This is a genomic window from Culturomica sp. (assembly GCF_003524185.1).
GTDB classification, from domain to species: Bacteria; Bacteroidota; Bacteroidia; order Bacteroidales; family Marinifilaceae; genus Culturomica; species Culturomica massiliensis.
Map to the genome: position 1 here is coordinate 142,579 of NZ_DOED01000023.1, position 17,772 is coordinate 160,350.

The 17,772-nt window shown below is 41.2% G+C and carries 17 protein-coding genes and 2 tRNA genes; 12 read left to right on the forward strand and 7 right to left on the reverse strand.

Annotation, left to right across the window (positions count from 1 at the left end):
* Positions 1-123: 123 nt before the first annotated feature.
* Entirely contained in the window at positions 124-825 is a 702-nt protein-coding gene (rsmI, locus tag DD657_RS08590; protein WP_021987989.1) for a 16S rRNA (cytidine(1402)-2'-O)-methyltransferase, read from the reverse strand.
* Positions 826-1,041: 216 nt separating this feature from the next.
* On the opposite strand from rsmI, the gene DD657_RS08595 reads away from it, so the two are divergent.
* From DD657_RS08595 to DD657_RS08630, 8 genes are all read left to right on the forward strand, one after another.
* Positions 1,042-1,113 (forward strand) — tRNA-Glu (locus DD657_RS08595).
* A gap of 20 nt (positions 1,114-1,133) precedes the next feature.
* Positions 1,134-1,205: transfer RNA gene (locus DD657_RS08600), tRNA-Glu, on the forward strand.
* Positions 1,206-1,239: 34 nt separating this feature from the next.
* Complete coding sequence (gene rpsT, locus DD657_RS08605) at positions 1,240-1,491, forward strand: 30S ribosomal protein S20 (RefSeq protein WP_021987990.1); 252 nt, start codon at positions 1,240-1,242, stop codon at positions 1,489-1,491.
* A gap of 130 nt (positions 1,492-1,621) precedes the next feature.
* Positions 1,622-2,365, forward strand: a complete 744-nt coding sequence (gene radC / locus DD657_RS08610; protein ID WP_021987991.1) for a RadC family protein — start codon at positions 1,622-1,624, stop codon at positions 2,363-2,365.
* Positions 2,366-2,443: 78 nt separating this feature from the next.
* A complete protein-coding gene (locus DD657_RS08615; protein WP_021987992.1) occupies positions 2,444-3,046 on the forward strand; it encodes a nucleotide exchange factor GrpE in 603 nt (200 codons plus the stop codon).
* 69 nt (positions 3,047-3,115) lie between these two features.
* Positions 3,116-4,270 carry a molecular chaperone DnaJ gene (dnaJ, locus tag DD657_RS08620; RefSeq protein WP_021987993.1) on the forward strand — a complete coding sequence of 385 codons (1,155 nt, stop codon included), beginning with the start codon at positions 3,116-3,118 and terminating at the stop codon, positions 4,268-4,270.
* 60 nt (positions 4,271-4,330) lie between these two features.
* A complete protein-coding gene (locus tag DD657_RS08625) occupies positions 4,331-5,278 on the forward strand; it encodes a hydrogen peroxide-inducible genes activator (protein ID WP_068691597.1) in 948 nt (315 codons plus the stop codon).
* 66 nt (positions 5,279-5,344) lie between these two features.
* Positions 5,345-6,022, forward strand: a complete 678-nt coding sequence (locus tag DD657_RS08630; RefSeq protein ID WP_021987995.1) for an inorganic pyrophosphatase — start codon at positions 5,345-5,347, stop codon at positions 6,020-6,022.
* Here DD657_RS08630 and DD657_RS08635 read toward each other — a convergent pair.
* The 3 genes from DD657_RS08635 to DD657_RS08645 form a co-directional block, all read right to left on the reverse strand.
* A complete protein-coding gene (locus DD657_RS08635; RefSeq protein WP_068691599.1) occupies positions 6,008-7,564 on the reverse strand; it encodes a YifB family Mg chelatase-like AAA ATPase in 1,557 nt (518 codons plus the stop codon). The genes DD657_RS08630 and DD657_RS08635 overlap by 15 nt on opposite strands.
* A 136-nt stretch (positions 7,565-7,700) precedes the next feature.
* The gene (locus DD657_RS08640; protein WP_287049580.1) at positions 7,701-8,483 is read right to left on the reverse strand and encodes a UDP-2,3-diacylglucosamine diphosphatase; all 783 of its coding nucleotides are present in this window, start codon (positions 8,481-8,483) and stop codon (positions 7,701-7,703) included.
* A 41-nt stretch (positions 8,484-8,524) separates the two neighbouring features.
* On the reverse strand, positions 8,525-9,682 hold the full coding sequence (locus tag DD657_RS08645) for a TlpA disulfide reductase family protein (RefSeq protein WP_287049581.1): 1,158 nt from the start codon (positions 9,680-9,682) through the stop codon (positions 8,525-8,527).
* 221 nt (positions 9,683-9,903) lie between these two features.
* On the opposite strand from DD657_RS08645, the gene DD657_RS08650 reads away from it, so the two are divergent.
* The 3 genes from DD657_RS08650 (at position 9,904) to DD657_RS08660 (ending at position 13,155) form a co-directional block, all read left to right on the forward strand.
* Positions 9,904-10,368 carry a hypothetical protein gene (locus tag DD657_RS08650; protein ID WP_118774580.1) on the forward strand — a complete coding sequence of 155 codons (465 nt, stop codon included), beginning with the start codon at positions 9,904-9,906 and terminating at the stop codon, positions 10,366-10,368.
* A gap of 137 nt (positions 10,369-10,505) precedes the next feature.
* Positions 10,506-12,776 carry a TonB-dependent receptor gene (locus DD657_RS08655; RefSeq protein WP_287049582.1) on the forward strand — a complete coding sequence of 757 codons (2,271 nt, stop codon included), beginning with the start codon at positions 10,506-10,508 and terminating at the stop codon, positions 12,774-12,776.
* 31 nt (positions 12,777-12,807) lie between these two features.
* Positions 12,808-13,155 (forward strand): heavy-metal-associated domain-containing protein, encoded by a 348-nt coding sequence (locus DD657_RS08660; protein ID WP_287049583.1) that lies wholly within the window; start codon positions 12,808-12,810, stop codon positions 13,153-13,155.
* Between the two features lie 67 nt (positions 13,156-13,222).
* On the opposite strand, the gene DD657_RS08665 is transcribed toward DD657_RS08660, so the two are convergent.
* The 3 genes from DD657_RS08665 to DD657_RS08675 form a co-directional block, all read right to left on the reverse strand.
* The gene (locus tag DD657_RS08665; protein WP_021988002.1) at positions 13,223-14,113 is read right to left on the reverse strand and encodes a sugar phosphate nucleotidyltransferase; all 891 of its coding nucleotides are present in this window, start codon (positions 14,111-14,113) and stop codon (positions 13,223-13,225) included.
* A 65-nt stretch (positions 14,114-14,178) separates the two neighbouring features.
* On the reverse strand, positions 14,179-16,116 hold the full coding sequence (gene nagB, locus DD657_RS08670; protein ID WP_287049584.1) for a glucosamine-6-phosphate deaminase: 1,938 nt from the start codon (positions 16,114-16,116) through the stop codon (positions 14,179-14,181).
* Positions 16,117-16,175: 59 nt separating this feature from the next.
* Entirely contained in the window at positions 16,176-17,411 is a 1,236-nt protein-coding gene (locus DD657_RS08675; protein WP_021988004.1) for an ROK family transcriptional regulator, read from the reverse strand.
* A 136-nt stretch (positions 17,412-17,547) separates the two neighbouring features.
* Between DD657_RS08675 and DD657_RS08680 the strand changes: the two genes are divergently transcribed.
* On the forward strand, positions 17,548-17,772 hold a 225-nt coding region (locus DD657_RS08680), incomplete at its 3' end, for a hypothetical protein (RefSeq protein WP_287049585.1).

Genomic DNA, 17,772 nt, shown 5'->3' on the forward strand with positions numbered 1-17,772 from the left:
AAAGGCAGTTCCTTTTATTTTTATCGCTTCGATGGTAAATAACTCTGGATTTTAATTGTAGATTTCCGATTTTGGATAGAAATCCCTCCGATTTGCGGGAAAATGTCTGCAATTAGAACTTATTTATTCCTCCTCAACATCTTCGTCATCATGTCTCTTTTTGCCTTCTACAAGGATGACAATTTCACCTTTAACACCTTTTTCCGTAAAATATTCGATTAATTCGGTAAATGTACCCCTTTTAAATTCTTCGAATTTTTTGCTGATTTCCCGGGCAACACAGGCCATCCGGTTTGTACCGAAAATTTCTCCCATCTGTTCGAGTGCTTTTATAAGACGATAGGGCGATTCATAGAAAATCAGTGTCCTGCTTTCTTCGGTAAGAGCAGTCAATCTTTTAATACGTCCTTTTTTCTGTGGTAGAAAACCTTCGAAACAGAAACGGTCACAAGGAAAGCCCGAATTGACAAGGGCCGGAACAAAGGCTGTCGCACCCGGCAGACATTCTGTTTCGATGCCGTGTTCAATACAGGTCCGGGTTAGTAAAAACCCCGGATCGGAAATTCCCGGCGTGCCGGCATCGCTTACCAAAGCTATATTTTCTCCTTTCTCCAGGCGTTCGGCAATTCTTTCGACCTGCTGATGTTCATTGAACTTATGATGAGATTGCAAAGGTGTATTTATATCGTAATGTTTTAACAATGTCGATGTTGTCCGGGTATCTTCGGCCAGGATAAGATTTACCTCTTTTAACAGACGGATGGCTCTTAAAGTCATGTCCTCCAAATTACCGACCGGAGTCGGGATTAAATATAATTTCCCCATTTTACGGTGTTTTATTCTTTTTTAAAGGCGTGTTATTTGTGCTTTCAAAGATAGTTTATTTATCAATAATTGTAAAGTAAAAAAATACTTCTTCTTGCTAAATGTCTTTTATACAATATTTTGAAGATGATATGCAGGTGTTTTTCTAAAAAAAAATAGCTATTTTTTGGTGTGAAATAAAAATGTCGTATATTTGCATCCGCTAAAGCAAATAATGGTCCGTTCGTATAGGGGTTAGTACGCAAGATTTTCATTCTTGTAACACGGGTTCGATTCCCGTACGGACTACAAGAAAAAAGAACACATACGGTCCGTTCGTATAGGGGTTAGTACGCAAGATTTTCATTCTTGTAACACGGGTTCGATTCCCGTACGGACTACACAAAAGAAGTTGAATATTATATATTTGAAGAGATGGCAAATCATCAATCATCAGAAAAAAGAATCAGACAAACTGCGACGAAGAATGCTAGTAATCGTTATTATGCAAAAACAACCAGAAATGCGGTGAAAAAATTGCGTAATACAACTGAAAAAGCTGTGGCTGTAGAGTTGTTGCCGAAAGTTTCATCTATGTTGGATAAATTGGCTAAGAAAAATGTTATTCATGACAATAAAGCATCCAATATAAAATCTAAGCTGGCTTTACACGTCAACAAATTGTAAGAACTTCTTCAAATTCAGATATGAAGAGAGTGTCCTCAAGACACTCTCTAGTTCTTTTTAGGGGTATATCATTGCACTCTTTTTTGTTTCATGGAAAAGTTGTAACTTGTTTATCCAAATTCGTGGTGTTATGGATAGACAATATATCCCGATAAAATCATGGTCAAAAGAGAACAGGCCGAGAGAAAAATTGCAGAAAGAAGGCATTGCGGCTCTGTCGACGTATGAGTTGCTGGCCGTCCTGCTTCGGGCCGGACGGGTGGGGGAATCTGCGTTAGATCTGGCGCGCCGTATTCTGGAGGACTGCCATAACGATTTGAATGTTTTGGCTCGTATGAGTGTGAGGGATTTGAGAACGAAGTATAAAGGGGTGGGGGTTGCTAAAGCTGCCGCTATCGTAGTTGCGATGGAAGTCGGTCGAAGAAGGGCGATGGCTGCTGTGGATGTAACGCAATCCCTTTGCTCCAGTATTGAGGTTTTTAATTATATTTCGCCTGTTTTGAAAGATTTGGATCATGAAGAGTTTTGGGTGATCTATTTAAATCGTTCCAACCGGATATTGAGGAGTGAACGATTATCTTCCGGAGGAATGACCGGAACGGTGATTGATGTCCGGATTCTTTTCAGAAAGGCTTTGGAGATGAAATCCAATGCGATTATCATTGTCCATAACCATCCGAGCGGTTCGCTCTATCCCAGTGAATATGATAAAATGATGACGGCTAAAATCCGGGAAGCAGGGAAATTGTTGGATGTTGTGCTTTATGATCATCTGATTGTCGGAGGGAGTTCTTATTTTAGTTTTGTTGATGAAAATTTGATTCATTTGCCGGAAGTGAAGATAAAAAAGGATAAAAAAATTGAAAAGGATTGAGAAAAGCTGTCAGATCGATTGCGACAATCTGGCAGCTTTTTGTATTGGCAAAGATTTTGCTTAATTTTGTTATTGTCAATGAGAAATAATAATCAAAATTATAAAGATATGGCGGAAGAAAAAGAGAAGAAGGCAAAAGAAACCAAAACAAAAGCCGAAAGTAAATCCGAGACTACAGATCAGTCTGGAAAATGTAAAAATTCTGAACATGAGAATGTTGCAGAAGAAGATGTGAAAACAGAAGAGTTGGAACAACAGCTTGCGGTTGCGAATGATAAATATTTACGGCTATCTGCAGAGTTCGATAACTACCGGAAACGGACGTTGAAAGAAAAAATGGAACTTACGAAAAATGCAGGCGAAAAAATATTGTCGGACATATTGCCCGTTGTGGATAATTTGGAAAGAGCATTGGCAAGTATGGAGCAATCGGATGATATCGATGCAATCCGGGAGGGTATCAAATTGATTTATGCCGGTTTTAAGGACTTTTTGGGCCGGAATGGTGTGAAAGAAATCGACTGCCAAAATAACGTATTCAATACGGACGAACATGAGGCCGTGACCAAGATCCCTGCACCGACCCCGGATTTGAAAGGAAAAGTTGTCGATTGCATTCAGAAAGGATATAAATTGAATGATAAAGTAATGCGATTTGCCAAAGTGGTGGTTGGCGAATAACGGAATTGAATTTTTTAATTTACGTTTATAGCTTCTGCTATAGACGTAAACTTTAATATAATCTAAAAGATGGCTGAAAAAAGAGATTACTACGAAGTGTTGGGTGTATCGAGAAGTGCAAGCGCTACTGAGATTAAAAAAGCATATCGGAAACTGGCATTACAATATCATCCTGATAAGAATCCCGGGGATAAGGAAGCGGAAGAAAAATTTAAAGAAGCAGCAGAGGCTTATGATGTATTGAGTAATGACGATAAACGCAGGAGATACGACCAGTATGGTCATGCCGGAGTTGGCGGTGGAGCTGGTGGCTTTGGCGGAGGAATGAGCATGGAGGACATATTCTCTCATTTCGGTGATATCTTCGGAAATTTTGGCGGCTTTGGCGGTTTCAGTGGCTTTGGCGGTGGCGGAGGACGTGCTCGTCGGGTGAACCGGGGGTCTAACTTGCGTGTAAAAGTCAAATTGACGCTGGAAGAGATTGCTACCGGGGTAGAAAAGAAAATCAAAGTGAAGAAATATGTCGCTTGTTCACATTGCCACGGTAGCGGCGCAAAAGACGGTACCTCCTATACGACTTGTTCGACTTGTAACGGTAGCGGGCAGGTGACCCGGGTGCAGAATACGATTCTGGGACAGATGCAGACAACATCGACTTGTCCGGCTTGTGAAGGAGAAGGTAAGATTATCAAAGAGAAATGTTCTCATTGTAACGGAGAAGGAGTGCAGTTGTCTGAAGAGGTGATTCAATTGAATATTCCTGCCGGCGTTGCAGAAGGGATGCAGTTGTCTTTGAGTGGTCAGGGAAATGCCGCCCGCCGGGGAGGAATCAATGGAGATCTGATTGTCCTGATTGAAGAGCAGGAACATCCCCAGTTGGTTAGGGATGGCAATGACCTTTTGTATAATGTTTTTGTGAGCTTTCCAGAGGCTGTCCTTGGTGATTCTGCTGAAATACCGACCCTTGAAGGTAAAGTAAAAGTGAAGGTCGAGCCGGGAACACAACCCGGGAAAATTCTTCGTTTGAGAGGAAAGGGATTACCGGATGTAAACGGATACGGAAAAGGAGATTTGTTGGTAAAAGTGAATGTGTGGATTCCTAAAACGCTTTCGAAAGAAGATAAGAAAATCGTGGAAAAATTGAAAGATTATGAGGTTTTTAGGCCCGGTAAAACGGATAACAAAACCGGATTTTTCAAGAAAGTGAAGGATTTTTTTGAATAGAAAACGTTCGTAAGGCCAAAATGAAAGGTAGAGAATAAATTTTCTTAAAATAAATATAAAGTGGTTACCCTTACCCAATTGGAATATGTCGTTGCCGTCGATGATTATCGCCATTTCGCAACAGCTGCAGAAAAGTGTTTCGTGACACAGCCTACTTTGAGTATGCAGATTAAAAAAATGGAAGATGATCTGGGTGTGATATTATTCGATAGATCCCGCCAGCCGGTTGTGCCCACGGATATAGGTTCGCGTTTGATCGCTCAGGCCCGTGTCGTATTGGCTGCTGCCGGTCGTCTGTCCGAAATTATAGCGGAGGATAAAGCAGAAGTTGCAGGTTCGCTGAAAATCGGAATCATACCGACCTTGGCGCCTTACCTGCTTCCGTTGTTTATCGGAGACTATATCCGGAAATATCCTGCGGTTCGGATTGAAGTGGAAGAAATGGTTTCGGAAGATATCATCCGTAGCCTGAAGCAAGATACGATAGATGTCGGACTTTTTGTCACACCTTACCACGATGAAAAAATTGTCGAGCGGCCTGTTTTTTATGAGGAGATGCTCGTATATGCCAGTCCGGGGCACTCTTTATTGAAAAAAAATAAGGTGAACGTCAGAGATATCGCGACACCGGATATATGGATGCTGGGGGATGGACATTGCTTCCGGGACCAGGTTGTCAATTTGTGTGAGATGAAAAATTTTCAACACCGTAACCTGCCTTTTGATTTCGAAAGTAATTCCTTGGAAACCTTGATGAAAATTGTAGACAAGGAGGGTGGTTTTACACTTATACCTGAATTGGCTTTGCAATATATGAGTGAAGAACATCGGCAACAAATAAGGAGATTTGAGGAAAATGTTCCGTTACGGGAAGTCAGTGTCATTTACTCCCGTTATTATATCAAACATAAACTTATTGATTTGTTGAGTGAAGAAATCTGTTCTGTCATACCTCCTCAAATGCTGAATAAAGAGAGAGGACGTATCGTAGAATGGAAAAATCATTGATTGTCATTTATAATATTTTTGTCTTATAAAGTCCGGGAGATAACTCCCGGCTTAATTATTTAAATTATGGGAAATAAAATTAATGACCCGATAGCCAGATTAATGGGTTTGAGATATAAGTCTCATCCGTGGCATGGTTTGGAGGTAGGAGAGGATGCTCCGGAAGTATTGACAGCTTTTATTGAGATGGTGCCGACGGATACCGTGAAGTATGAATTGGATAAGGTAAGCGGATATATTAAAATCGATCGTCCGCAAAAATATTCGAATGTTGTGCCGGCTTTATACGGTTTTATTCCGCAAAGTTATTGCGGGGATTTAGTGGCAGAATACTGTATGCAGCAAACGAACCGTACCGAGATTATCGGAGACAGCGATCCGTTGGATATTTGTGTCTTGACTGAAAGAACGATCGCTCATGGCGATATTATCGCCCGGGTAAGACCTATCGGAGGTTTCCGTATGCTTGACGGTAATGAGGCAGACGACAAAATTATTGCGGTATTGAGGCACGATGCTACGTATCACGGTTACAACGATATCAGCGAATTACCCCACGTTGTGGTTGACCGTTTGAAACATTACTTCCTTACTTATAAGGATATGCCGGGTGAAGACGGGCAGAAAAAAGTTGAGATCGTAGGGGTATACGGAAAAGAAGAAGCCCATGAAGTCATTCGCCGTAGTTTGGAAGATTACAAAAACCATTTTGAAGGGTTGGAAGATATCTTAAGTCGGGTATGATATCCGGCTTCCCCAAGCTTCGCGGTCAAGACACCGGTATTGGATGGCTTCTGCAATGTGATGGGGGGTAATTTGTCCCGTACCGGCCAGATCGGCAATGGTGCGGGACAATTTAATAATCCGGTCATAAGCTCTTGCCGATAATCCGAATTTTTGCATTGCTATTTTTAAAAGTGAAATACATTGCGTATCTAAAGGACAGAATTTTCTCAATAAGGCAGAGTTCATCTGTGCATTGCTATGAATACCCGGGTAGGGACTGAAGCGTTCGTTTTGAATATTACGTGCCCGGATAACACGCTCCCGGATGTCTTTTGTCGGTTCGCCTTGCTGTGTGCCTGTGATCTTTTCCAGTTCGACAGGAATGACTTCAATGTGTATGTCGATACGGTCGAGTAAAGGCCCGGAAATCTTCGATAAATAACGTTGAATGGTTTGACCGGTACAGCTACATTCTTTTGTCGGATGTGTATAATAACCGCATGGACATGGATTCATGGAAGCTATCAGCATGAAATTAGCCGGATATTCTACGCTGAATTTTGCCCGGCTGACACTGATCTTCCGGTCTTCCAGCGGCTGTCTCATCACCTCGAGCGCAGATCTTTTGAATTCCGGAAGTTCATCAAGAAAAAGCACTCCGTTACAAGCCAGAGAAATTTCTCCCGGACGTGGAAAAGAGCCCCCACCGATCAAGGCAATGTCCGAAATAGTATGATGAGGCGACCGGAACGGACGTGTAGAAATAAGAGCGCTGTTGCGTTTTAACTTACCGGCAACCGAATGTATTTTGGTCGTTTCCAGAGATTCTTCTGTCGTCATCGGCGGTAAAATACCGGGAAGTCTGCGTGCCAGCATTGTTTTTCCGCTTCCGGGAGGTCCTATCATAAGCATATTGTGACCTCCTGCTGCTGCTATTTCCATGGCACGTTTTACGTTTTCCTGTCCCTTGACGTCTTTGAAATCGCAGGCTGTCAGTTCTGTATCGCCGATATTTGTTTGTGCGGGATCGAAAATAAAAGGGATGCCTTTGTCCTTTCCGTTGAGGAATGAGATTACTTCCCGGAGATGATGGAACCCGTAGACTTTTAATCCTTTTACAACAGATGCCTCATTGGCATTTTCGTAAGGCACGATCATATTTGTAAAACCGGCCGTCTGGGCATTGATGCTAATCGGAAGTACTCCTTTTACCGGAAGAAGTGTTCCGTCCAATGACAATTCTCCCATGATGACAAACTGCTCCAAACCCTCTGTCGGTATTTCTTCATTAGCAGCTAAAATGCCGATAGCCAGGGGAAGATCATAGGCAGAACCTTCTTTTTTTACGTCGGCGGGAGCCATATTTACAATGATACGCTTACCCGGTATACGGGACCCGATTTCACGTAAGGCTGAATCTACCCTTTGCTGGCTTTCTTTTACAGCATTATCAGGAAGGCCGACAATGATGAATTTTGCCCCCCAGAGAATATTTACCTCGATTGTAATGGTAGTCGCTTCGATACCATTAATGGCTCCTCCGAAAATTTTAACTAACATAGGCCTGAAATTGTATTTACGCGAGAATAAGTTAACACTTTTTTAGAAGAAAATCAAGGGATAGGTGCTGTCAATAGCTGAAATGATGATTTTTCTTCTGATCTGAAATCGCGGTTCTTCAGGGCCGGGCGGGCTTTTAGGCTTGATTTGAAATTAATACGACTTTTTCTCCGTCGAATACGGCATAACTGTACCAGGTAATCCAGTCGCCGGTATTGATATAATGGCTGTTACCGCCGAGAGATATGTCCAATGGTAAATGACGGTGACCAAAGATAAAATAGTCGTAATGCTCTTTTTGTAATTGTTGGCGGGCAAATAGTTCGATATCTTCTTGTTCGGCTCCCCGGTATTTGTCTGCTTCGACCTGCCCGTTGCCTTTCAGACGGGAATGGGATGACCATTTATGGGCGAGCGCAATTCCCCAATCGGGGTGGATGAGACGGAAACATTTTTGTAAAAAACGATTGTGGAAAATTTTTCGGATAAAAAGGTAACCTTTGTCCTTCGGGTCCAATCCGTCTCCGTGGCCGATATAGAATTTTTTACCGTCAATTTCAAATATTTCGTCGTGGGTATGAACAATTACACCACATTCCTGGGTTAAATAATCGAAAACCCAAACATCATGATTGCCTGTGAAAAAATGTACAGGTATGCCTCCATCCGTGAATTCGCAGATTTTCGCCAGAAACCGGACGAAACCTTTAGGTACAACCCGTTTATATTCGAACCAGAAATCAAAAATATCACCTAGTAAAAATAGAGTTCCGCACTCGTTTTTTATCGACTCCAGCCAATCGATCAGGCGTTTCTCCCTTTCCCGGTTATTGTTTAAGGCAGAGGCTCCCAAATGAGCATCCGAGACAAAGTAAATCTTTTTCCCGTCAGTCTGAATTGTCGATTTGTCTAACCTCATGGTACGGAATAATTAAGGTGCCGCCGGATGGAACCCTGTATTTATTTTAAGACATCCTGTAATCTGTCGCTTAAACGTTGCCCGTATAAATTTTTCCCGACAATATCGAATTTAGGGTCGATAATGTAATTGGCCGGAATACTCTGGACATTCCAGATCGAAGCGACGTAACTCTTCAGAGCCTGCGGGTCCCGGACACATTTCCATTTGATATCGTATAAACGTACGTATTCTTCCCAAAGGAGTTGGTTCTGATCCAGGCAAACCTGATAGATTTCTACGCCTTTGTTGCGATATTTGTTGTAGATGGTTTTTAATTCGTTGATATGAGCCTGACTTTCCGGAGTCCCCAATACAATAAAATCAAGTATAATAAACTTGCCCTTTAATGATTTGAGTGAAATATTGGTACCGTTGATATCCGGTAAATCAATGGCCGGTAAATCATTTTCAGAATTTACAATCAGTTCCCGCATTTTCATCGCTTGAATATTCTTTTTGATTTGTTCATAATGGGCAAGCAATGCTTTTGTGTATTGCGATTCCGGATACATAGCCATCATAGACGAAGCTACGATTTTGTAGGATTGTAGATCGTTTTCCGGGGTAAGAATAAAATTGTCTTTGTCTATTGTTTGATACAATGCGTAATAGGATGCCGGAGAAACAGCATGTTTGATGATAAAATCCTTAGAGAAACGGAATTGCTTCATAAATACAGAGTCCCATTCTGCGGCAATGGCAGTACGTTGAGCTAAGTTAGCCTTTTCGTCAGGAAGAGCTTCATAAATTTTTCTCAAAGAATCCAAAGCCCTTTGGGTCCTGTTCAATTGAAAATTTAATAATTTTATCCATTGGGAACCTTCCGAACCTTCTACCCAATAATTATTACTCAAATTATTGTAAGTACCGCTTAATTCGATTTTTTTGTCGGGTTCAGCCAATAATGTGATATGTTCTTTCTGACCGACACGTATGTTGTAAAAAGTCGGTTCGGTAACATTGATTTTAAAAGAAAACTCACCCTTTCGATTCGTTTTGGCCGAATCGGAAACAACGGTTTTATCGACATTCAGTTGTTCCAGATAAACTTTTTGCTTATCCGCTTCTTTAATCGTACCTTTAATTTCAACATTGTGGCTTTGACAGGAAGCGAGCAGAAAGATGACAATAGCGGCTCCGAAAATATGTTTAATCATGACGGTATTATTTATTTGCTGTTTACAGAGAATCATTCCGGATTGATGTAACTTATTTTTCCCCGAATGGATATCCCGATGCGCAAAGTTAAAAAAATAGGAGAAATATTCTTTCATTCGGGCTTTAGATTTGTGATTTTAATCGAATGATTCTATTGAAATTTATTTGATTTTTTCTATAAATTTTGCGAATTGCGAATTAAAAGATATTTTTGCAATAGATGAGAAAGAAAATGGCCAAAATATTGAATTTCTTTGTCTTGTTCATCCTTGCTGTAGCTTTGACAGGGGTGAATGTTTGTCGTTTCTATTGTACGCCTTGTGGACATGAATATATTTTGGTCAATACTTTTCCGCAGCCGGGTAAATGTTATTGTGACGTTTGCCGGCAGGGAGACTGCACGGCCATTGATAAATGTTGCAAAAACAAGAGCGTAGAGGGCTGTTGCGCCTGTCATAAAAAACAGGCACATAGCCATTCGGCTTGCGATCATGTATTTTATAAAATAACCGATGTTTTTCAGACAGAACCTGTTCTGGATATCCATTTTGTCGCGGTTTTGCCTGAAGATACTGAGTTTGAGGTCCTGCATTTCGATATTCTTACCGTTTTTATGCCGGACCATCGGAATATTGTTTCTTCTAAAGCTCCTCCTTTGGAGTGGTTGTGTACCTATCTTTGTTGATTTATTTCATTTTGTACGGTTGAATCCGGGTGTGGCCCGGAAAAGGATATGCTGTGTCCGTCAGAGACATTTGCATGGTCTGTTTATTTGAAAATGGGGGAATTTTCAAATAGTTAATCTTTAAATTTTCGAATGAAATGAAATATATTTTTTTTGTGTTGTGCTGGTGGTTAGCCGGGACATTGTCTGCACAACAACTGAAAGGGCGTGTATTGGAAGCCGGTAAAGACGGAAATGTCGGTTTACCCGGAGCGAATGTATATTGGCTTGGAATCCCGGGAGGAGTTGCGACGGACGTGGATGGAAATTTTGCAATAGAGAAAAGACCGAACGGACGGTTGATCATTAGTTTTGTCGGTTATGCTTCGGATACTTTAGAAATAGGGGAGAAAGATCACTATATAGAAGTGGTCTTGAAAGCAGGACATCAATTGGACGAAGCAAAAGTCTTCAAAAGGGGACAGACGACGATCATGAATACGAAGAGTCCTGTTATAGAACAAGTGATTACAGGCGAGGAATTGTGTAAGGCTGCTTGCTGTAATCTGGGAGAAAGTTTTACAACCAATGCCTCGGTTGATGTTTCTTATGCGGATGCCGTTACCGGTGCCAAACAGATACAATTGCTGGGTCTGAATGGGAAATATGTGCAGATGATGACGGAAAATATGCCTAATTTCAGGGGGGTGTCTGTACTCTATGGTTTGAACTATGTGCCCGGTCCTTGGATGAGTGCTATTTCTGTGTCGAAAGGTGTCGGTTCTGTGACGAATGGCTATGAAGCCATAGCCGGACAGATCAGTGTCGATTATAAAAAACCCCAGGGCAGTGAGAAATTTTATGTGAACTTGTACGGCAGCGACGAGGAAATGTTCGAATTCAATATGAATGGAAGTATTCATCTGAATGACAAATGGAGTACAGCGCTTTTAGTACACGGAGACTGGATGGAAAAAGAACATAGCATGCATCATAACGGTTTCCTGGATATGCCGAAAAAAGCACAGTATAATCTAATGAACCGTTGGGCTTATAAAACAGACACCTGGTTTGTTCAATTCGGAGGTAAATTTTTGGATGAGAATCGTTTGGGAGGACAAAAAGGGTTCCGGGAAGAAATGCGGCATCAAATCGGAGAGGGAAATTTATACGGCATTAGTATAAACACCCGCCGGTATGAAGGTTTTTTAAAAGTCGGCTATTTAATGCCGCAATATGAAAATACCAGTATGGCCTTGCTTGTCAATTATACGGATCATGACCAGGAATCTTATTATGGTGGCTATGAATACGATGCCAGACAACGTTCGTTGTTTATGAATTATATTTATCAGTCGATTTTCGGTAACAATCCGAATCAGAAATTCTCCGCAGGAGCTTCCTTTAATTATGATAATTACGATGAGATATTCGGTGATTACAAGCGTACGGAGAACGGATTGGTAAAAAATACACCTGTGAATCCCCAAAGGGAAGAACGGGTAGGAGGTGTATTTTTCCAGTATACCGGTACATTTTGGACCAAACTGACATTGATGGCCGGTTTACGTTATGATTATCACAATCTGGCCGGAGGTTTTGTGACGCCCCGTTTTCATATAGCTTATATGCCGGATGAAATGACGACCTTGAAGTTTTCCGGTGGAAAAGGACGGCGGTATGCAGCCGTCCTGGCTGAAAATGCTTATTTATTAGCATCCGGCCGGTCTGTGAATGTAGACGGACAATTGCTGTCCGGTCGTCCCGGAGCATTAAAGAATTTGGATATGGAAGAGGCCTGGAATTTCGGCGTTTTGTTAAATCGGAAGTTTTTACTTTTTGATAGGTTGCTGAATATAAATCTGGATTATTATCGTACGGATTTTTCACATCAGGTCGTTGCCGACAATGAAACCAGGCCGGGAATGATAAATTTTTACAATCTGGACGGCGATTCCTATTCCAATTGTTATCAGGTAGAAATTCGGTATGAATTGATTCCCCGGTTCGATATTATGGGAGCATATCGCTACAATGATGCCAGGATAACTTATTCTGCACCGGAAGGATTGCGTCGTGTCCGGACTCCGTTACAGAGCCGTTATAAAGGCTTGATCAATTTGTCTTATTATACAAATATGAAAAAATGGCAGTTTGACTTTACGACACAATTTAATGGACCGGGACGTTTGCCTGGAGGCAATCAGCAATTTGAATCGTTTCAGCTTATGAATGCTCAGGTAACGAAATTTTTCCGGAAATGGAGTATTTATGCCGGTTGTGAAAATATAGGAGACTTTACCCAAAAGCATCCCATAATTGCAGCAGATGCACCCTGGAGTGTTGATTTTGATGCGTCCCGGATTTGGGGACCTATCCACGGTCGTAAGTTTTATGTCGGACTGCGGTTGGGTTTTGACAGAGATTGAAACTCTATTTATAACATTAATACAATAAACTATGAAAGCGTTTAAATTATTTTTAGTAATGGCAATGGTTTTAGGACTTGCCTCGACAGTGAAAGCTGAGAAAAAAGAAGTTAAAACTGTTTTGTATCAGGTGGATTTACATTGTGCCACTTGTAAAGCAAAAGTGGAGAAGAATATCCCTTATGAAAAAGGAGTAAAAGATCTGGATGTCAACCTGGAAGCCAAGACGGTGAAAGTGACCTTCAGAGGAGATAAAAATACAACAGAAGGTATCCAGAAAGCGATTGAGAAACTCGGATTTAAAGTGACAGGAAGTAAGACGATCGACGAACCTTCAAAAGCAGCTACTGATGGGAAGAAGAAAGACGGGAAAAAGTAATAATATAGATTAAATGGAAATGCCCGTATCGTTTCCGGTACGGGCATTATTTTTAGCATTCGGATTATTATAAATCCAGGTATTTACCTTCTTTATCAAAAGCGGCCAATGCTGCATTAACTCCCGGGGTATCTTCTTTGTAAGTTACGCCGAACCATTTTGCATCCGTTGGGATTACTTTAACCTTAGCGGCTTTTTCCTTTAACATTTGATCCACCACTTTCGGAATATAAAATTCTGATTTCAGGTTGTCTTTGTTTAACGGATAGAAATCTACGAATTGTTTTTCGATCTCTGCGAAAACAGTTGGTGTAAAGCCCCAGAAATTCATAGATACAACATCATCTGCATGCAGTACTTTACCTAACGCTTCATCTTTAATCGTACCGTCGGCTTGTGTTCCGATCTTCGTACATTCTGTAACAGCTGTCAAAAATCGGTCTTTATCTACTTCACATACACCTCTGGAAACGGTACCGTTTTCTGATAGAGTTGAAGCCAGACGATAACCGATCAGGCAGAATTCTTTCGGGTCCTGATTATTGGCTAAAAAGTCATGCGCTTTGATAAAAGCATCGCTTCCGTAAAAATCGTCAGCGTTCAATGCTGCGAATGGCTCGTTAATGGCGTCTTTGGCACACCAGATCGCATGAGCCGTTCCCCAGGGTTTCTCTCTGTCAATGGGAGGCATGCCACCGGGAAGCTTATTCATATCCTGATAACAATAAACAGTTTCTACCAGATTTTCAGCATATTTTCCTACGAAGTTTTTGAACTCTTCTGCAAAACTCTCACGAATGATAAATACAATCTTGTCAAATCCGGCATGAACAGCATCGTAAATGGTATAATGTAATAATGCTTTCTTGTGAGGCCCCAACGGAGTAATTTGCTTCAAGCTTCCGAAACGTGACCCCATGCCTGCGGCCATGATTAAAAGTGTAGTTTTATTTTTCATATCAGATGTATTTAAAGATACAGGCTTGAAGTCGTCGAATCGTTTACTTCAAGCCTGTGTTTAAATTATTTTTTCTTGTGAATATAACGGGCAAATACTTCCATGGCTTCGTATTCTGCCATACCTAATTTATTGTATATATTTGCCGTATTGCGGTTGCGGTCCTCTGCTCTTTGCCAGAATTCCCGTGGGTCGTCTCCGGGGAATGCTGGACCGTTATTTTGTGAGCCGTGCTTGTAAATGGATTTCCGTTTGATGGAAAGTTCCGACGGACTGATGGGTACTGCCATATCTACTTTTTCGATTTCCCATTCCATCCAGGCTCCGCGATACCACCAGGTGTAACAGTCTTTAAACCATTCATCGTCGCATACAACATCGTAAGCCCGTAAAATGGCATCCAGGCAAACGCCATGTGTTCCGTGTGGGTCGGCTAAGTCTCCGGCTGCGTATATCTGATGTGGTTTTACTTCACGTAATAATTTGACAATAATATCGACATCTGCTTGTCCTAACGGATTCTTTTTTACAGAACCGGTTTCATAAAACGGTAAATTTAAGAAATGTACATGATTCTCGGGAATACCCAGGTAACGGTCTGCTCCACGGGCCTCTGCACGGCGAAGAGCTCCTTTAAAGGGAAGGAGTTCTGCCGGTTCGTCATCTTCCGGCTTCCGGTTGGCAATAATCTGTTTTACTTTTTCAAAAGCGGCATCCATGGTTTTTGTATCTCCGCCGACCAAACGGGTGAACGATGCCGCAATATCCATTTGCTGATAGATATAATCATCCAAAACGGCAATATTTCCGGATGTTTCATAAGCTACATGTACATCATGGCCTTGCTCTACCAGACGGGCAAAGGTACCTCCCATGGAAATAACGTCATCGTCCGGATGCGGACTGAAAATCAACACCCGTTTCGGATATGGATTTGCCCTTTCCGGACGGGTAGAGTCATCTGCATTCGGTTTTCCTCCCGGCCATCCGGTAATTGTATGTTGCAGGTCATTGAAAACCTGGATATTTACTTTATTGGCAGAACCGAAAGTTTTGATCAGATCGCTCATGCCGTAGTCCATATAGTCCTTGTTTTCAATTTTCAGGATGGGCTTATTGACTTTCTGACACAACCAGATAACAGCTTTGCGGATCAGTTTATCGTTCCACTCTACTTTGCTTACCAACCAGGGATGATTGGCTCTCGTTAATTCTTCTGCGGCTTTGTCGTCGATAAAAAATTGTACGTTCGGGTGGGTTTGCAGGAATGTGGCAGGAACCTTGTCACTGATACTGCCTTCTACTGTTTCTTGTATAATAGATGCTTTTTTCTCTCCCCATGCCAGTAAAACAATTCTTTTGGCTTTCATAATGGTACCGACTCCCATAGTGATTGCCCGGGTCGGAACTTTATCTTTACCTCCGAAATCTCCGGCTGCATCATTAATGGTGATGTCGTTCAAATATACCATCCGGGTTTTGGACGTCAGTAAGGAACCCGGTTCGTTAAAGCCGATATGTCCTGTACGGCCGATTCCTAATACCTGAATATCTATACCTCCTGCTTCATCAATCTGCTTGTCGTATTCTTTACAGAATCCTTCAACCTTATCCGATTTAAGAGTACCATCCGGAATGTGAATATTTTTCGGATCGATGTCGATGTAATCAAATAAATGATGGTGCATGAAATAATGGTAGCTCTGTTGTGATTCTTTCGCCATCGGATAATATTCATCCAGATTGAAAGTGATTACATTTTTAAAAGACAAACCTTCTTCTTTATGCATCCGGATCAGTTCATCATATAGTTTGATGGGAGATGAGCCTGTAGCTAAACCTAATACACACTTTTCACTTTTTGCAGCCTTCTTGCGAATCAGTTCTGCAATTTCTTTAGCAACAGCCTTAACAGCAGTTGCCGGAGCTTCGTATATTTGTACAGGTATTTTTTCAAACCTGTCAGCTCCTTCGCCTTTGGCGATATAAGTTGTCATTAACATAGCGTATATATTTTTTATCAATTAATTTCAAAACGTTTACGGAAACCAAATAATCCCGGTTAGTATAAGGAAAAGTTGCTTTCAGAATCGTAATATAAATTTTTCATAACGACCATCAAAGTTCCCATAATGGTGGAATGAGAATTTAAGTCACTCAACTTTATTTCACATTGATTTTTTAAGCGGGTAAGTGTATATTTGTTTAGAATTTGCTGAATAGGAGCGATGATAAGGTCGCCGGAATCGGCAATTTCACCTCCGATAACCAATACCTGCGGATTGAATAAATGGATTAATGTGGAAATACCTTCCCCGATTTTTTCACCGGCTTTTTGTAAAAGATCGATTGCAAAAATATCATCTTGTTTCGCCGCTTTTATGATTATACTTAACGTAATTTCATTATCTCCTGCCAGGGTTTGGACAGAGGTTTTTACTCCTTTTTTAATTGCTTCATTGGCACTTTTTACAATAGCCCGCCCTGAAGCGACGGTTTCCAGACAACCGGCTTTACCGCAATAGCACTGTCCGTTAAGCCCGGAAATCCGGATATGTCCGAATTCTCCGGCCATACCTTTATAACCGGTATAGGGCTGTGAGTTGAGAATCATTCCCAAACCGATACATTCGTTTACGCTGATACATAAAGCATCCGGAATGCCTTTGGCAACACCAAATGTGTGCTCTGCCAATGCCATCGTCTTAGAGTCATTGTCGATAAATACCGGCATACCTAACATTTTTTCAAGCACTTTCTTTATGTTCGTATCTTCGTAAACAAAGTAAGTGAAAGCATTTCCATCACTATCAATAAGTCCGGGAATAGCGAATCCTGCTACCTTTATCTTGTTGTAAGGAATATTTAATTCGCTTAAAGTTAAATATATCTTGTCTTTGATATATTGAAGATTTTCTTCATTTGTTCTACCTTCTTCCAAAATAGAATGGTATACTTTGATTTCTCCGATAATTTCTTTGCGTAAATTAAAGATCGCTATTTTCAAATGTTCCCGTCCTACATCGACTCCCATAATGTATGCCGCATCCGGATTTAAGGAAAATATATGGGGTCTTTTTCCTCCGATAGACATGCCTTGCCCCCTGTCTGTGACCCAGCCTTCCTCGATTAACTCTTCGATAATCCTACTGATTGTAGGAGTGGTCATATTCGTTAATCTGCATATTTCAGGTTTAGATAATTCGCCCATCTTATAAAGGAAACCAATGATATCCTTTTTTTGTTGGTATCTTTTTTCTTTTAAACCTGGTAATGAGTTTTTGTTAGTTAGTTGCATTTCTGTTTATTTTCCAAATTTCCATTACAAAAGTAAAAAAACTTAATAAAAAAATTATTAAAGAGGATAAATATTTTACAATCGTTTTAAAATTTATTGCTACATATTCTTTGTTGTCTGATAGATAGAGGGTTGTATGGAATGTAAAAAACCGTCTGATAAAGTCAGACGGTTTCTTTTATTACAGGATATCTATTCGTTTAAAAGTTCCATCCGGCAGAGAGACAGAACGTTCCCTTCACCGGCGAATCACTGCCAGCCAGCCAGTAAGCAAAGTTCACTTCTGCTCCGCGGTCCATCAGACCGCAACCCAGAGGGGCGTAACTCGGACCTGTCTTCTTATCGTCCCCGATGTGCTAAC

Excerpts from the sequence above, each read along its gene's own strand:
- nagB (WP_287049584.1), bottom strand. The coding sequence starts at position 16,116 with ATGTTAATGACAACTTATATCGCCAAAGGCGAAGGAGCTGACAGGTTT.
- DD657_RS08655 (WP_287049582.1), top strand. The coding sequence starts at position 10,506 with ATGAAATATATTTTTTTTGTGTTGTGCTGGTGGTTAGCCGGGACATTG.
- DD657_RS08645 (WP_287049581.1), bottom strand. The coding sequence starts at position 9,682 with ATGATTAAACATATTTTCGGAGCCGCTATTGTCATCTTTCTGCTCGCT.
- DD657_RS08630 (WP_021987995.1), top strand. The coding sequence starts at position 5,345 with ATGGGAAATAAAATTAATGACCCGATAGCCAGATTAATGGGTTTGAGA.
- rsmI (WP_021987989.1), bottom strand. The coding sequence starts at position 825 with ATGGGGAAATTATATTTAATCCCGACTCCGGTCGGTAATTTGGAGGAC.
- DD657_RS08665 (WP_021988002.1), bottom strand. The coding sequence starts at position 14,113 with ATGAAAAATAAAACTACACTTTTAATCATGGCCGCAGGCATGGGGTCA.
- DD657_RS08615 (WP_021987992.1), top strand. The coding sequence starts at position 2,444 with ATGAGAAATAATAATCAAAATTATAAAGATATGGCGGAAGAAAAAGAG.
- dnaJ (WP_021987993.1), top strand. The coding sequence starts at position 3,116 with ATGGCTGAAAAAAGAGATTACTACGAAGTGTTGGGTGTATCGAGAAGT.
- DD657_RS08650 (WP_118774580.1), top strand. The coding sequence starts at position 9,904 with ATGAGAAAGAAAATGGCCAAAATATTGAATTTCTTTGTCTTGTTCATC.
- DD657_RS08635 (WP_068691599.1), bottom strand. The coding sequence starts at position 7,564 with ATGTTAGTTAAAATTTTCGGAGGAGCCATTAATGGTATCGAAGCGACT.
- DD657_RS08660 (WP_287049583.1), top strand. The coding sequence starts at position 12,808 with ATGAAAGCGTTTAAATTATTTTTAGTAATGGCAATGGTTTTAGGACTT.
- DD657_RS08675 (WP_021988004.1), bottom strand. The coding sequence starts at position 17,411 with ATGCAACTAACTAACAAAAACTCATTACCAGGTTTAAAAGAAAAAAGA.
- radC (WP_021987991.1), top strand. The coding sequence starts at position 1,622 with ATGGATAGACAATATATCCCGATAAAATCATGGTCAAAAGAGAACAGG.
- DD657_RS08640 (WP_287049580.1), bottom strand. The coding sequence starts at position 8,483 with ATGAGGTTAGACAAATCGACAATTCAGACTGACGGGAAAAAGATTTAC.
- rpsT (WP_021987990.1), top strand. The coding sequence starts at position 1,240 with ATGGCAAATCATCAATCATCAGAAAAAAGAATCAGACAAACTGCGACG.